The sequence below is a fragment of the Flavobacterium sp. Arc2 genome, assembly GCF_041431385.1.
Classification (GTDB): domain Bacteria; phylum Bacteroidota; class Bacteroidia; order Flavobacteriales; family Flavobacteriaceae; genus Flavobacterium.
The window spans coordinates 30,620-45,787 of record NZ_JASMRH010000030.1 but is presented as its reverse complement, the minus strand read 5'-3'; the positions used below and the strand labels follow the sequence as shown (position 1 = coordinate 45,787).

Annotated in this window: 14 protein-coding genes; 7 read left to right on the top strand and 7 right to left on the bottom strand. The window is 33.6% G+C overall.

Annotated elements, in window-relative coordinates:
- Positions 1-123 precede the first annotated feature (123 nt).
- On the top strand, positions 124-351 hold the full coding sequence (locus QO182_RS17045) for a hypothetical protein (protein WP_371538909.1): 228 nt from the start codon (positions 124-126) through the stop codon (positions 349-351).
- Positions 352-601: 250 nt separating this feature from the next.
- On the opposite strand, the gene nudK is transcribed toward QO182_RS17045, so the two are convergent.
- The 6 genes from nudK to QO182_RS17015 all read right to left on the bottom strand — a co-directional run bounded on the left by nudK (position 602) and on the right by QO182_RS17015 (position 8,006).
- Positions 602-1,183 carry a GDP-mannose pyrophosphatase NudK gene (nudK, locus tag QO182_RS17040; protein WP_371538911.1) on the bottom strand — a complete coding sequence of 194 codons (582 nt, stop codon included), beginning with the start codon at positions 1,181-1,183 and terminating at the stop codon, positions 602-604.
- A 105-nt stretch (positions 1,184-1,288) separates the two neighbouring features.
- Positions 1,289-2,560 carry an adenylosuccinate synthase gene (locus QO182_RS17035; RefSeq protein WP_371538914.1) on the bottom strand — a complete coding sequence of 424 codons (1,272 nt, stop codon included), beginning with the start codon at positions 2,558-2,560 and terminating at the stop codon, positions 1,289-1,291.
- Positions 2,561-2,635: 75 nt separating this feature from the next.
- Positions 2,636-3,139 carry a Fur family transcriptional regulator gene (locus QO182_RS17030; protein ID WP_371539109.1) on the bottom strand — a complete coding sequence of 168 codons (504 nt, stop codon included), beginning with the start codon at positions 3,137-3,139 and terminating at the stop codon, positions 2,636-2,638.
- A gap of 151 nt (positions 3,140-3,290) precedes the next feature.
- Complete coding sequence (locus QO182_RS17025) at positions 3,291-5,510, bottom strand: bifunctional (p)ppGpp synthetase/guanosine-3',5'-bis(diphosphate) 3'-pyrophosphohydrolase (protein ID WP_371538916.1); 2,220 nt, start codon at positions 5,508-5,510, stop codon at positions 3,291-3,293.
- Between the two features lie 109 nt (positions 5,511-5,619).
- A complete protein-coding gene (locus QO182_RS17020; protein WP_371538920.1) occupies positions 5,620-7,173 on the bottom strand; it encodes a serine hydrolase in 1,554 nt (517 codons plus the stop codon).
- Positions 7,174-7,220: 47 nt separating this feature from the next.
- Positions 7,221-8,006, bottom strand: a complete 786-nt coding sequence (locus tag QO182_RS17015; protein ID WP_371538922.1) for a TrmH family RNA methyltransferase — start codon at positions 8,004-8,006, stop codon at positions 7,221-7,223.
- A gap of 213 nt (positions 8,007-8,219) precedes the next feature.
- Here QO182_RS17015 and QO182_RS17010 point away from each other — a divergent pair, with 213 nt between their 5' ends.
- Genes QO182_RS17010 through QO182_RS16990 form a run of 5 tightly spaced genes read left to right on the top strand, consistent with a single transcriptional unit; the run spans position 8,220 to position 13,126 of the window.
- Positions 8,220-8,822, top strand: a complete 603-nt coding sequence (locus QO182_RS17010; protein ID WP_371538924.1) for a trimeric intracellular cation channel family protein — start codon at positions 8,220-8,222, stop codon at positions 8,820-8,822.
- A 35-nt stretch (positions 8,823-8,857) separates the two neighbouring features.
- The gene (locus tag QO182_RS17005) at positions 8,858-9,808 is read left to right on the top strand and encodes a FemAB family protein (protein ID WP_371538927.1); all 951 of its coding nucleotides are present in this window, start codon (positions 8,858-8,860) and stop codon (positions 9,806-9,808) included.
- Positions 9,805-10,908 carry a DegT/DnrJ/EryC1/StrS family aminotransferase gene (locus tag QO182_RS17000; RefSeq protein WP_371538930.1) on the top strand — a complete coding sequence of 368 codons (1,104 nt, stop codon included), beginning with the start codon at positions 9,805-9,807 and terminating at the stop codon, positions 10,906-10,908. The genes QO182_RS17005 and QO182_RS17000 overlap by 4 nt, the downstream gene beginning before the upstream one ends.
- A 3-nt stretch (positions 10,909-10,911) precedes the next feature.
- Positions 10,912-12,399, top strand: coding sequence for an O-antigen translocase (locus tag QO182_RS16995; protein ID WP_371538933.1), 1,488 nt, complete (start codon positions 10,912-10,914; stop codon positions 12,397-12,399).
- Positions 12,389-13,126: a transferase gene (locus QO182_RS16990; RefSeq protein WP_371538935.1), complete on the top strand. Its 738-nt coding sequence runs from the start codon at positions 12,389-12,391 to the stop codon at positions 13,124-13,126. Before QO182_RS16995 ends, QO182_RS16990 begins: the two co-directional genes overlap by 11 nt.
- A 4-nt stretch (positions 13,127-13,130) precedes the next feature.
- Here the strand turns inward: QO182_RS16990 and QO182_RS16985 are convergent, their stop codons facing one another.
- On the bottom strand, positions 13,131-14,015 hold the full coding sequence (locus QO182_RS16985; RefSeq protein ID WP_371538938.1) for a glycosyltransferase: 885 nt from the start codon (positions 14,013-14,015) through the stop codon (positions 13,131-13,133).
- A 48-nt stretch (positions 14,016-14,063) separates the two neighbouring features.
- Here QO182_RS16985 and QO182_RS16980 point away from each other — a divergent pair, with 48 nt between their 5' ends.
- The gene (locus tag QO182_RS16980) at positions 14,064-15,167 is read left to right on the top strand and encodes a glycosyltransferase (RefSeq protein WP_371562972.1); all 1,104 of its coding nucleotides are present in this window, start codon (positions 14,064-14,066) and stop codon (positions 15,165-15,167) included.
- Position 15,168 lies beyond the last annotated feature (1 nt).

Genomic DNA, 15,168 nt, shown 5'->3' with positions numbered 1-15,168 from the left:
CCGAGAAAAAGATTTAATTTTGAAACACCAAATTATATGTTTAACCAAAAAGTTGCATTAGTAACTTGAATCCAGCAAATTAAACAAATAGTACTTGAAGATAATTTGACTTTTGACATAAATATGATTGTCAAATACTCGATTGACGTAAATAAATACATTCCAATAGAAAGCAACAGTTTTTTGACAGGACTGGTTAGTGGTTATGTTTGGGAATTTAATTCAATTGAAACGAATAATTACGAAACGAATTCAAAATCTGAATTTATTGCTAACGGAATTTTAAAATGGAATCTTTTTGGAATTACAGTGTATAGTGAATCAAAAAGTTTTAACGGAACCATTGAGTAAAACCCGACCCACTCCCATATGCGCAGAGGTTGGCGCAGAATTGTATTCTACCGCACAAAGAGCAGCGGCAATCAAGATCTAGAAAGTAAAAAAATCCAATAATACGCTCTTTTCCTATCTGTCTTCTGATGGAATATGGCCTTTTATACCGCTTGCAATCACAAAATTCACTAACTAAAGTAAGGTAGCGCACAATGCGAATAAAAGACCTTTTGCGTAGTTATTTTTATTCTTAAAAAAAGGGATGGTTTTATATGAGCTTGTTAATTTTAGCATGCTGCAATAAGATGATTGTCTTGGCATCTTTAATTTCGCCAGACGCAATCATCGCATAAGCTTCGTCATAAGACATTTCCATCACATCGATATTTTCCTCTTCATGTGCTACTCCGCCGCCTTCATTCACTTTCATAGATTCGTCATATTCGCCCACGAATAAGTGTAGAATTTCAGTAACAGCACCCGGAGACATATAGGATTCCATTACTTTTTCGACTTTTTTAATGCGATATCCTGTTTCTTCTTCCGTTTCTCTAATGACGCATTGTTCTGGATTGTCTTGGTCTAACATACCCGCACACACCTCAATCATCATCCCCGTTTTGTTTCCGTTTAAGTAGGTTGGTAAACGAAACTGTCTTGTAAGAATTACTGTTTTTTGTTTCGAATTATAAAGTAAAATAGCGGCTCCGTTTCCACGATCGTACACTTCTCGCTTTTGAGTAATCCAGCTATTATCGTTTTTTTGGTAGTCGAAAGTTACTTTGTTTAGTATATACCAGTTGTCAGAAAGTAGTTCGGTTTTTTTTATGTCTATTATAGGATCCTTCATTCGTATGTAGTTGTAAACTAAAGTTTTATTTTTTTTGTTTTTTGAAATGGACTTGGATAAAGTTAAAATAAAAAACGTCCCGATGAATCGGGACGTTAGTTAAACTTATTTAAGGATAGTTTGTTTTCTATCTGGTCCTACAGAAACAATCTTTATAGGAACTTCAATTTCTTGCTCAATATATTCGATATATTCTTTTAGTTCGATAGGCAATTCCTCGTATGTTGTCATACCAGTCAAATCTGCTTCCCAACCTTTGAATTCTTTGTAAACTGGAGTTACATTTTCTGGTTCAATGTTGTATGGGAAGTGAGCGATGTTTTTACCTTTATAGGTGTACTCAGTACATATTTTTAACGTTTCAAATCCTGAAAGAACATCACCTTTCATCATCATCAATTGTGTAACGCCATTTACTTGAACTGCATATTTAAGTGCAACTAAGTCTAACCATCCACAACGTCTTTGTCTTCCTGTAACAGATCCAAATTCGTTTCCTACGCGTGCCATTGTAGTACCGTCTTCGTCAAAAAGTTCAGTAGGAAATGGTCCGCTACCTACACGTGTTACGTAAGCTTTGAAAATTCCGTAAACTTCTTTGATTTTGTTAGGAGCAATTCCTAAACCTGTACAAGCTCCTGCAGCAGTAGTATTAGAAGAAGTTACAAATGGATATGTTCCAAAATCTACATCTAGTAAAGAACCTTGCGCTCCTTCACATAGTATTGATTTACCTGCTTTTTGAGCTTGGTGTAAATATTCTTCACTGTCAATAAAATCTAATTTTTTCAAATCTTCGATAGATTCAAAAAATTCTTTTTCAAGTTCCTCTAGATTATATTGAATGTTCACATCATAAAATGCAATCATTGCTTCATGCTTGTCAGCAAGCGCTCTATATCTTTCTTTGAAGTCTTCTAGTTCAATATCTCCAACACGAATTCCGTTTCTACCCGTTTTGTCCATGTAAGTTGGTCCAATTCCCTTAAGAGTAGAACCAATTTTAGCTTTCCCTTTTGAAGCTTCAGAAGCTGCATCAAGTAAACGGTGAGTTGGTAAAATTAAATGTGCTTTTCTTGAAATGATTAATTTCGATTTAATATCTAAATTAAATTTAGCTAAACCGTCAACTTCACCTTTGAAAACAACTGGGTCAATTACAACACCATTTCCAATAACATTAATATTATTGTCGTGAAAAATTCCAGAAGGAATAGTTCTAAGGACGTGTTTTATTCCGTCAAATTCTAAAGTATGTCCCGCGTTTGGTCCACCTTGAAAACGAGCAATAATATCGTATTTTGAAGTAAGAACATCAACGATCTTCCCTTTTCCTTCATCTCCCCATTGTAATCCTAGTAATAAATCTACAGTCATTCTAATTATTATTTGTTATTGAGACCACTTTTATGTTGTCCGTACTAATTAATTTTTGCTATACTATTTTAACCTTTAGTCAAGTTTTTGTTCTTCAACTTCAGCTTCAACTTCGCTTTCGAGTTTTGGTTTTTTCTTAACTCCGTATAGATATAAGGAGTGATTTGTGATTTCAATATCAAATATTTCTTCGATTGTTTTTTTGATGCTTTGTATTCTTGGATCACAAAATTCAATCACTTCTCCAGTATCTGTCATGATAATATGATCATGTTGTTTGTCGAAGTATGATTTTTCGTAATGTGCTTGATTTTGACCAAACTGATGCTTGCGAACTAAAGCACAGTCTAATAACAACTCAATTGTATTGTATAAGGTCGCTCTACTAACACGGTAGTTTTTATTTTTCATCTTGATATAAAGATTCTCGATATCAAAATGTTCCTGACTTTCATAAATTTCTTGTAGGATGGAATAACGTTCAGGAGTTTTTCTGTGCCCTTTTTTTTCAAGATACATTGTAAATACATTTTTTACAATTTCTTGGTTTTTGTTGTTATCTGTTGAAATGAGTGTCATATCTGGCAAAGATAAATTATTTATTCTAATAGTTTTCAAGTTTAAGGACTTATAAGAGCATAATTTGTGAGTTTTGAAACAAAAAGAACTTAAATCCTGTAGTCTTGAATGTATCAAAAAAATCGATAATTATGATTTCATCCCAATGCTTTTATTTTTTGTAAACACGTGTCACCTTATCGATTCCGTCAATTTTTTTAATATTATCGATTAGTTTATTCAGTAAAGTGCTATTCTGAACCACAACAATTAACTGCCCTTTGAATAGTCCGGCATCGCCGTTTAATGATATACTTTGAATATTGACCTGCATATTATTCGAAATTACCTTAGTCAACTCATTTGTAAGTCCTAAAGTATCCATTCCTGTAATATTTATGATGGCCTTAAATTCTTGTTGTGAAGAATCAATCCATTTAGCTTGCATGATACGATAGGCGTAGTTGGACTGCATTGCGATTGCATTTGGACAGTCTTTCTTATGCACTTTTATACCTTCATTAATGGTAACAAATCCAAAAACAGGATCTCCTGGAATGGGGTTACAGCAGGTTGATAGTTTGTAGTCTAGTTTATCTTGTTCCTTACCAAATACAAGCATGTCATAGTTGCTGCTCAATACTTGTTTGTGGACGTCTGCATCAGCAGTTGGTCCAGAACGTTTCATTTTACTTTTAAAGAAATTGATTAAAGTATTGCTTTTTTGAGCAGCATAATCTTTCAGTTGCTGGTTGTCAATTGAGCCCACACCAACTCTATAAAACAAATCTAAACTGGTTTTTAGTTTAAAAAAATTGACTAATTCATTAACAACACCTTCGTTTAAAGTTATTTTAAGATGTTTTAATTTACGTGTTAGAACTTCTTTTCCGTCTTCAGCAATTTTTTTAGTATTCTCATTTAAGACATTTCTAATCTTATTTTTTGCTCTGGACGTGGTAACGTAATCAAGCCAGTTGATTGTTGGTTTTTGATTTTGGGAAGTGATAATTTCTACCTGATCCCCATTTTTTAATTCATAATTTAGAGGAACTAATTTTCCGTTTACACGCGTTCCACGGGTCTTTATCCCTATTTCAGAATGTATGCCAAAGGCAAAATCCAGCGAAGTAGCTCCCTTAGGTAAGGATTTGATGTCTCCTTTTGGAGTGAAAACATAGATCTCTTTTGAATAAAGATTCATTTTAAAATCCTCAACAAAATCTACGGCACTGGTTTCTGAATTTTCGAGTGCTTCTTTAAGTAAGTTTAACCAAACATCTAAACCACCTTCTTCTGTGGCGCCGTTTTTATATTTGTAATGTGCTGCGTATCCTTTTTCTGCAATTTCGTCCATACGTTCACTGCGAACTTGTACTTCTACCCAGCGTCCTTTTGGTCCCATTACCGTAATGTGCAATGCTTCATATCCGGTAGATTTAGGCGAGGAAATCCAATCGCGTAAACGACTTGGACTTGGACGATAATGGTCGGTTACAATAGAGTATATTTTCCAAGCAAGAAACTTCTCATCATGCGGGTTTGCTTTGTAAACAATGCGAAGAGCAAACTTGTCATAGACTTCATCAAAACTTACATTTTGAGTCAGCATTTTTCTTCTGATTGAATAGATCGATTTTGGACGACCTTTTATAATGTATTCAACACCTTCAGCATCTAAAGAGGTTTTAATCACGTCAGAGATGTCTTTTATATAGGCATCCTGTTGGTCTTTGGTCTCTTTTATTTTACTTACTATATCATTGTAAATGGGTGGTTCAGTATATTTTAACCCTAAATCCTCTAGTTGTGTTTTGATGTTGTATAACCCTAGACGATGGGCAAGCGGTGCATAGATATATAAGGTTTCAGAGGCAATTTTGACTTGTTTATGGTTTTCCATGGATTCCATGGTTTGCATGTTGTGCAATCTATCGGCAATTTTTATCAGGATAACGCGCACATCATCATTAAGCGTCAATAACATTTTACGGAAATTTTCGGCTTGCATCGATACGTTCATGTCCTTTTGAACTAGAGAAATCTTAGTTAATCCTTCGACAAGTTGCGCTACTTTTGGATTAAAAATCCGTTCAATGTCTTTAACAGAAGTAGGAGTATCTTCTACAACATCATGCAATAATGCTGCAGCAATAGAAGTGGCACCAAGACCTATTTCTGAAGCGACTATTTTTGCCACAGCAATAGGATGAAATATATAGGCTTCTCCTGATTTTCTTCTTTGTTCTTTATGGGCTTCTACAGCAACGTCAAATGCCTTACGTATTAGTTTTTTGTCTTCTGGAGACAAGGTTTGGTAACTGATACGAAGTAATTCTTTGTATTCCTGAGCAATTGCTTTGTTCTCTTTTTCTATATCTATTTCTGTCATAGCGGCATGGTTCATTTTCTAAAAATAACTATAAGTTAGCATATATGCAAGCGATAAATTAAGGCCTGATATTTTATATTTTGCCTGCTCTTTCAAGGATATTTTAGGGTTATTTTTTTTCAATTCGAACAAAATCCAAATCCTGAAAATCATAACTAAAATCGGTTAGATTAGATATAGGATTCATTTTTAGAGTAATAGCTTTTTCGTTTTCATCAAAGGTAAAAAAGAGATGGGCATCTGCATGTAAATAAGCATTGTTCCATTTTACCACATAGTTTCCTTTTTTATAGAAAAACACCTCTCCACTAAGCTGAGAAGAACGTTTAGATTCAAAGAATAACCTCCCTTTTTTCTCGTTTATAACAACATCTCCAAACCATTTGTCTTGGTAGGTTCCTGTAATTGAAGCTAGGTCAACTTTTACTTTGTCTTTTTTGTTTTTTGCAACGGTAGCCCACACTTCATCGGTTACTTTATCAGCGCTCTCTTCATTAGCTTTAATGCGGTTGCTGTATATTGTAACATAATCCTCTGAAACAATATCTAAATAACTATCTTTTATGGTGTTTGTAATCGCATTAAATGCAGAACCTGATTGCTGGTTTGTCAATACAATAATACCGAGCTGTAATTCTGGAATATAAGTAGTCTGAGTTACAATTCCTTCTAAACCTCCAGTATGCGTAACTTGTTTGTACCCTTTTACATCGCTTAAAAACCAACCTAATCCATAACCATTGAAATGTGTGTTATAGGGAGCTTTCGTTTTAGTTGGAATAATAGTTTGCAATTGCCACATTTCATCATGCTCTTTCTCTGAAAATAACTGCTTGTTTTCAGGACCATATTTTCCATTATTCATTTGCATAATCGCCCATTTGCTTAAGTCATTTACGCTAGAATAGATTCCGGCCGCTGCATCAAAAAGCTGGTTTTTGTAGCGTTTGATTACTTTTAGCTTTCCATCTATAGGTACGTGAGGGGCAATAATATTAGTGGAGTCTTTTAAGCGAACAAATGAAGCTGCGCTGTGATTCATTTCTAATGGTTCCATAATACGCTCTTCAATAAAGTCACCCCAGCTTTTTCCACTAACTACATGAATCACTTCTCCCGCTACAATATACAACAGATTGTCATAATCATATTTAGTTCTAAAAGCCGAAACAGGCTTCAAATATTGTAAGTTTTGAATAATGTCAGTGGCAGTAAAATTACTTCCGTCAGGCCAAATCATTAAATCACCTGCTCCAAGACCAAGTCCGCTTCTGTGTGTTAATAAATCACGAATAGTGAATTCCTGAGTTACATAATCATTGTACATTCTAAAATTAGGAAGGTATTTAATGACTTTATCATCCCATTTTATTTTTCCTTCATCCACTAGTATGGCTAATGATGCACTTGTAAAAGCTTTACTATTAGAAGCAATACCAAATAAAGTATTGGCGTCTACTTTTTCTTTAGTATCGATAGATTTTACTCCGTACCCTTTGGCAAGAACTACTTTTCCGTCTTTTACAATGGCTACTGCAATTCCAGGGACATTAAATGCAGTTAAGGTTTTATTTACCAATGCGTCCACTTGTGGCTCTGTTATTTGAGCGAAAGAAAGTGTTGTTGTGATTAGCGTTATTAGTGCGAATAATTTATTTTTCATACTCTTGTTTTTTTTCTTGTTTAATTCTGGAATTAATAAATGTTATTTTAAAATCCTCTTTGCCTTTTGGCCTCAAAAATCAATATCGCTGCGGCAACCGAAACATTCATGCTGTCGATTTCGCCCTGCATAGGAATTATAATATTTTGGGTAGCAGCATCACGCCATTCTTGCGTTAAGCCTGTTGCTTCTGTACCAACAACTAGCGCTGTTGGTGTCGTGTAATCTTGGGTATGATATGATGTTGAGTTTTGCAAAGTAGCACAGTAGAAATTGATTTTTTTCTCTTGTAAAAAAGCAATGATTTCTGCCGTTGTTCCAGTTGCAATTTGGTTGGTAAATAAACAACCGACACTCGAACGCACAACGTTTGGATTGTACAAATCACTTTTGGGATTGGCAATAATTACGGCATCAAGATTAGCAGCATCTGCTGTTCGCAATAAAGCACCAATATTTCCAGGCTTCTCAGTAGCTTCGGCAACAAGAATCAATGGGTTGTCTGATAATTTTAAATCAGACAGCTGTTGTGATTTTGCTTTGGCTATGGCCAAAATACCCTCAGTAGTATCACGATAAGCCAGTTTTTGAAATACATCTTTGTTTATTTCAATTAGCTCCGTAGTATTTGATATCTTTTTTGCCTCAATTTCAGTGCAGATTTCAGGGTAAAATAAGAGCGTTTCTATTTCATAACCTCCTTTAAGTGCTAAGGAAATTTCTCGTTTTCCTTCAATTAAAAAAGTACCGGTTTGCTTGCGGTTTTTAGCTTTTTCTTGTAATAATACCAAAGATTTTATGAATGGATTTTGAATTGAAGTGATTTGTTTCAAGTGATTCTAAAATTTAATTATTATTGAGGAAACAAAGATACGCAGAGAACGGGCAGTTTTAAAAATTTGAAACAGAATATTTGTAAACCTGAAAAGAGATTCTACAGATATGTCTGTCAGAACTACTTTCCACAAGTATTTTTCTTTAATTTTGCAGCAATTGTTTTTAGAAAAAACAATACATTTTTCTCAATTTAAACTCACAAAAAAAACATGTTTCATTTATTGGATATCATAGGGACAATTGCTTTTGCGTTATCGGGAGCGTTGACTGCGATGAGTAAAAAATTGGACCTCTTTGGTGTGTTTATTATTGCCTTTGTTACTGCTGTAGGCGGAGGGACTTTGCGGGATGTAATGATTGGAACAACACCTGTGGGATGGATGCTTAATTTAGAGTATGTATATGTGATATGCATTGCTTTTGCTTTAGCACTGATATTTAGAAAGAAATTCGAGAGACTCCGTACATCACTATTTTTGTTTGATACTATTGGGCTTGGTGTTTTTACGCTAATTGGTCTCGAAAAAGGAATTAGTGTTGGTCTACATCCTATCGTTTGTATTGCTTTAGGAACCATGACCGCTTGTTTTGGAGGTGTTATTCGGGATATTTTATGTGCTGAGATACCAGTGATTTTTAGAAAAGAAATTTATGCCACTATTTGTATTCTGGGCGGAATTGTATTTTTTATGCTGAAAAACTTCAATTTAGATAATGATATTTTATATTTAATAACCTCAATGGTAATTATTTCAGTTCGTTTGATGGCGGTAAGATTCAAATGGTATTTACCCACTTTAGTAAACGAGTAAAAAATGATTACTTTCACGAAGTCTAAAAATTAACAGTGAAAAATTATTCCGTCAAACAATATCAAGGTAGTGATTATGCAAATTGGAATGCTTTTATAAGCAAAGCCAAAAATGCTACCTTTCTTTTTCATCGGGATTTTATGGAATACCATTCAGACCGATTTCAAGATTATTCTATACTTATTTTTAAAGACGATAAACTTATTGCAGTATTGCCTGCAAACCGCGTTGAAGAGACCGTTTATTCTCATCAAGGTTTGACTTATGGCGGACTGGTGTATTCCTCTAAAATAAATGGAGAAGTAGTAGGAGATATTATTGAATCTCTTTTATCTTTTCTAAAAGAGAAAGGAATGCAGTTTTTTTATTTTAAACCTATTCCTTTTTTTTATTCTTCTGGGGGAAATCATGAAATAGATTTTTTTCTATTTAAAAACGGAGCGTTTCTAGATAAAAAAGAAATGAATTTGGCTGTCAATTTAGCACTGCCATTAACGATTTCAAAAAGTAAATTAAAGCATTTTAGAAAAATTGAAGATCTCGATTTAGAAATAGTTGAAGAACAGCAATTACAATCTTTCTGGGAATTGGTTTTAGAACCTAGATTACTGGATAAATACGATGCTCAACCAGTTCATACCCTACAAGAAATAACAAAGTTAAAGAGTAATTTTCCGGATTACATCAAGCAGTTTTCTGTGTATTATAACAATGATATAATTGCCGGAATTACACTTTTTGAAACAGATACAGTGGTGAAATCACAATATGGTGCTACTACTAAGAAAGGGGAGGAGTTGCGTGCATTGGATTTTCTATTTATTAATTTAATACATAAATACAAGCGAGAAGGAAAACAGTTTTTTGATATGGGGATTGTGAATGACGATAATGAAAAAGGATATCATGCTGGTCTTTTGAAACAAAAAGAAGAATTAGGTTGCGCTGTTTACAGTCAGGATTTTTATAAAATGAATCTCATATGATACCATTTTTAGATTTAAAAAAAATAAACACTCCGTATGAAACTGCTTTTCAAGAGAAGATGAAAGCAGTTTTAGAAAATGGCTGGTACATTCTGGGCGAAGAAGTCAGCGCTTTTGAAAGTAATTTTGCAGTTTATTGCGGGGCTAAATATTGCATCGGGGTAGGGAATGGTTTTGACGCCTTGGCTTTGATTTTTAAAGGCTACATTGAATTAGGAAAGTTAGAAAAAGGAGATGAAGTCATTGTTCCTGCCAATACCTATATCGCAAGTATTCTAGCTATTCTCGAAGCAGATTTAATTCCGGTTTTGGTCGAGCCAAAGTTGGAAACCTATAACATCGACCCTGATTTAATTCAAGGAAAAATTACTTCAAAAACCAAAGCAATTCTAGCCGTTCATTTGTACGGACAATTAGCCGAGATGGATTCTATAAACGCAATCGCAATTCAACACAATTTACTACTATTAGAAGATGCGGCTCAGTCTCATGGCGCTATCGCAAATTATAAACCTCAGAAAGCGGGGAATCTAAGCAATGCTGCTGCTTTTAGTTTTTATCCCGGTAAAAATTTAGGCGCACTAGGTGATGGTGGTGCGATAGTTACAAATGATTCGGCATTAGCCAAAATCGTATTTTCACTTCGTAATTATGGTTCAGAAACCAAATATTACAATGATTATGCTGGAGTAAATTCAAGGTTAGATGAGTTGCAAGCTGGTTTTTTGAATGTGAAATTACCGCATTTAGATATAGAGAATGACCAACGAAGAGCAATCGCACGTAGGTATTTATCTGAAATTAAGAATGATAAAATAATGCTGCCCAAATGGGATTCTTCAAACAATCATGTTTTTCATTTGTTTGTTATTCGAACAGAAAACAGGGAAGAATTACAAAAGTATTTATATCAAAATGGAATACAGACCGTGATTCATTATCCCGTTCCTCCACACAAGCAAAAAGCATTGCTAGAGTGGAATAATATATCACTTCCTATTACTGAAAAAATACATGAAACGGTGTTGAGTTTACCTATAAGTCCCGTTTTAACAGCCGAAGAAGTAACTTTTATTATAGCAATTTTAAATAAGTACTAAATAGTGAGTGACAAAGCATCCTACGAACAAATTGTAAAAACCACTTCGCTTTTCGGAGGGGTGCAATTTTTGAATATTATCATTTCAATAGTTCGTATAAAGCTGATTGCCGTGTTTATTGGTCCAGCAGGGATGGGAATAATTTCGTTATTGAATTCGGCTATAAATATCATTAGCGGTGTTTCGGGTTTGGGAATTGAAACTAGTGCTGTCAAGCATATTTCCGGCAAGTATAAGGAAAATGATTTAAGTAGTGTTTCTACGATGGTCTCCACGGTTAAAAAACTAGTCTTGGGTACCGGAATTTTTGGTGCGCTACTGGCCATATTTTTTTCCTCGTGGTTGAGCACGATTACTTTTGGAAATACAGATTATACTTTGGCCTTTGTCTTGATTTCAGTTACGGTTTTGCTAAAACAATTGGCTTCAGGCCAATTAGTGGTCTTGCAAAGCTTGAGAAAAATGAGACTTCTGGCGAAAGCCAATTTCTATGGAAATTTAATGGGCTTGCTTGTTTCAATTCCAGTATATTATTATTACAGAATAGATGCAATAATACCAACAATGATTATTATTTCATTAAGCTCATTTTTGTTTGCATTTTATTTTTCGAAAAAAATAGAAATTCCAAAAAATAATCTCACAACCAAAGAGTTACTAATTGAAGGAAAAGGCATAGTTAAGCTGGGTATTCTATTAACAATAAGCGGATTGTTAACTTTGCTGTCTAGTTATTTAATTCAGATTTATGTTGGGAAAATAGGCGGTTTAGTAGAAGTAGGTTTTTACACTGCTGGTTTTACACTGTTGAATTCTTATGTTGGAATCATTTTTACGGTAATGAGTACCGATTATTTTCCGAGATTGTCTTCTATTAGTGATGATAATGTAAAAGTGAGAGCGAGTGTTATTCAGCAATCGTTCATTTCAATTTTGATTATAACGCCAATAGTGATTCTGTTTTTGACATTTATTCCGATGATTGTAAAAGTCATATATACTCCTAAATTCATTTCCATTATACCAATGGTTTGTTTCGGTATCTTAGCGATGTTGTTTAGAGCCGTATCTTGGTCGATGGGGTTTATTCTGATTGCCAAAGGAGATTCTAAAATGTTTATACTAACAGCTGTAGTTTTTAATGTGCTTTCCTTGGTGATGAATGTTTTGGGGTATTATTTTTATGGACTTGAAGGACTTGGGATTAGTTTTTTAATCTATTATAGCATTCATTTTGTTGCTTTAAAAGTAATTACTAAAAAGAGATATGATTTTTATTTCGAGAGTGATTTTTATATTCTTTATTTCGTCTGCATTGCAATGTGTATTACTACTTTTGCGCTAAGATATGTGCCAAATACATTTGTAAAATACACCTCAATGTTGCTGATGGCTTTGTTGTCAATACTATATGTGTTATATCACTTAAATAAAAAAATGGAGTTAAAATCATTTTTCAATACTATAATAAAGAAAAAAAATGATCAATAATCTTAAAATAGGCTACCATAAGTTGAAGTTTTACTCCGGTGTGAACTGGCCTAAAACGCTTTATTTTAATTTTAAGAAGTTTCCTTATCGCACCGCTAAGAAACTGCCTGTATTTTTTTACGGGAAAGTAAAATTAACAGATATTTCTGGTAAGATCGAAATCACTGCGCCTATTAGAAAGGGGATGATTGGCTTTGGGCAACCTTATGAAATGAACACCTTACATAAAGGAATTGCGGAAATTAGTCTTACAGGAAAATTAGTTTTTAAAGGACATCTTCAATTTGGAAAAGATTATTTTATCTACATAGGAAAGGGTGCTTATTGTGAATTTGGACATATGGCATCAATGGCTTCTAATGCTAAACTGATTGCTATTGAAAGTGTTGTTTTAGGAGATTTTGCTCGTTTTGGCTCAGAATCTCAAATTATGGATACTAATTTTCATCAAATGATTGATACAAGTACAGGAGAGCGATATAAAGTTACGCAGCCTGTAGTTATAGGGAACTATAATTATATTGGAAACAGAGTGTCTGTTATGCCAGGTACTCATACGCCAAATTACTGTACCGTAGCTTCAAATAGTTTGTGCAATAAAGATTTTTCTAAGCTAGAGGAAAACATATTACTAGCGGGTATGCCGGTTAAATTGATACGAAATATGATTTCGAGAGACTGGAAAGCGGAACGCGAATCATTAGAGGATTATCTAACTATTCGATGATTTTTTAAAGTAGAATTTTTATTCGAAGCTTAATCTCCATGGCGATGTACTTTAGTACTAACTCAAAATTTGAAGTTCGAAAAGCTAAAATTATCTCAAAATGAATTCGTTTTAAAATCGCTTTGTTTTCTTCGTTAGTTCGATTTAACTGAATCGCTTTTTTCAATATTATAAAAGTCGAATTGTTGATTTTGTTCCTTCTCTTGAAAAATGTGGTTCCTAATGAATTGGCTACGTTTCTTTTGTTAATTAAAATTTTGTCAATAAAATCAACTTCATATACGCGGGAAGAACGAATCCAAAAATCCAAATCCTCGTACGCTAGATTTTCATCATAGCCATTAAGTGCGTCAAAAACAGTTTTTTTAACCATTGACGAAACAGAACAAATGCTATTGCCACCCGTTATTACGGATAAATAGATGTCACCAGTTACTCTTTTTTGAATCACATTTTTATGGTGGTCAACTGCAAAATAATAAGAGTCAAAATCACCATTCTCATTGATTAATGCTGCATTTCCATAAACCATTCCTAAGTTTTTAAAAGGACTATTGGTAAAAGCATTACATTGCAGGCTTACACAATTGTTTAGTAAAACATCATCGGCAGCTAAGTCAATGATATACGCTCCTTTGGCTATTTTTAGGGCTTTATTAAATGATTTGGTGCTTCCTAGATTAGTTTCGTTTGCTATAAATTGAATTTCCGGATAGTCAAGAAGCCATTTTTCTATTACTGATTTAGAGTGGTCAGTACTGCAATCATCCACAATAATAAGCTCAATCAGTTTGTAATCCTGATTGATAACAGATTGTAAACTCTCTATAACATAGGGCTCTTGATTGTAACACAAGCAAATAATAGTAACTAATGATTTATCTTGCATATCTTTTTAAAAGAGTTATATATTTGATACGAAAATAAGAAATCGATAATGATATTGCCTAACAAAAAACATAAAATTGCTTTAATTGGTTACCGTCTGAGCGCTGGTGGAAGTGATAAAGTGATGGCTAATTTGTCTATTTTTTTCGAAAGTAAAGGCATTGAAATCCATAACATCATTGTAATTGATGAAGTTTCTTTTCCTTATGCAGGTAAACTGGTTAATCTAGGTTTATTGAAAAATGAAAGCAATGGGATTATTAATAAAGGCAAGCGATTGATTGCACTGCAAAAGTATCTAAAGGCTAATGATTTTGATTTTATCATTGATTTTCGCTTTCGAACTAAAGTATTTCAAGAACTTATAATTTCGAGATTAATTTATAATACCAAAACAATATTTACAGTACATAGTTTTTTGATAGATCATTATATGCCAAGAAATTCATGGCTAACAAGATTAATGTACAATCACTGTTATGCTAATGTGGCTTTAGTAGATCAGATGCAGGAATTGATTGTAAAAACGCATCAATTAGAAAATGTAGTTACGATTGCAAATCCTATTAATACTCAAGAAATCAATGAAAAGAGTAATGAAGAAGAATCACTTCCATTTCGCTATTGTATCGCTATTGGGCAGTTTGAAAACCCGATAAAGCAGTTTGATAAACTCATTATGAGTTATGCGAATTCTATTTTACCAGAAAAAAAAATACATCTTTTAATACTAGGAAACGGGGATAGAAACACATTAGAAAGTGTAGCAAAAGAGAATAATGTTGAAGATTTTGTTCGTTTTTTAGGCTATCAGGAAAACCCTTATAAATACTTGAAAAAAGCGAAGTTCTTAACTTTAAGCAGTAAAAATGAAGGGATGCCTAATGTTATTTTAGAATCGTTAGCATGTCGTACGCCTGTCGTTTCCTTTAATTGTTCGTCAGGGCCTTCGACAATGATTTTAGATAGAGAAAACGGCCTTTTAGTAGAGGATCAAAATTTTAATAAGCTTACAGCAGCGATGAACGAAATGGTCATTGATGAAACTTTATATCAACACTGCAAGCAGAATGCAGCAAATAGTATTAAGCCTTTTCTATTAGACGTAATTGGACAGCAATGGTTAGATTTGATGAAAATTAATATTGAGTAAA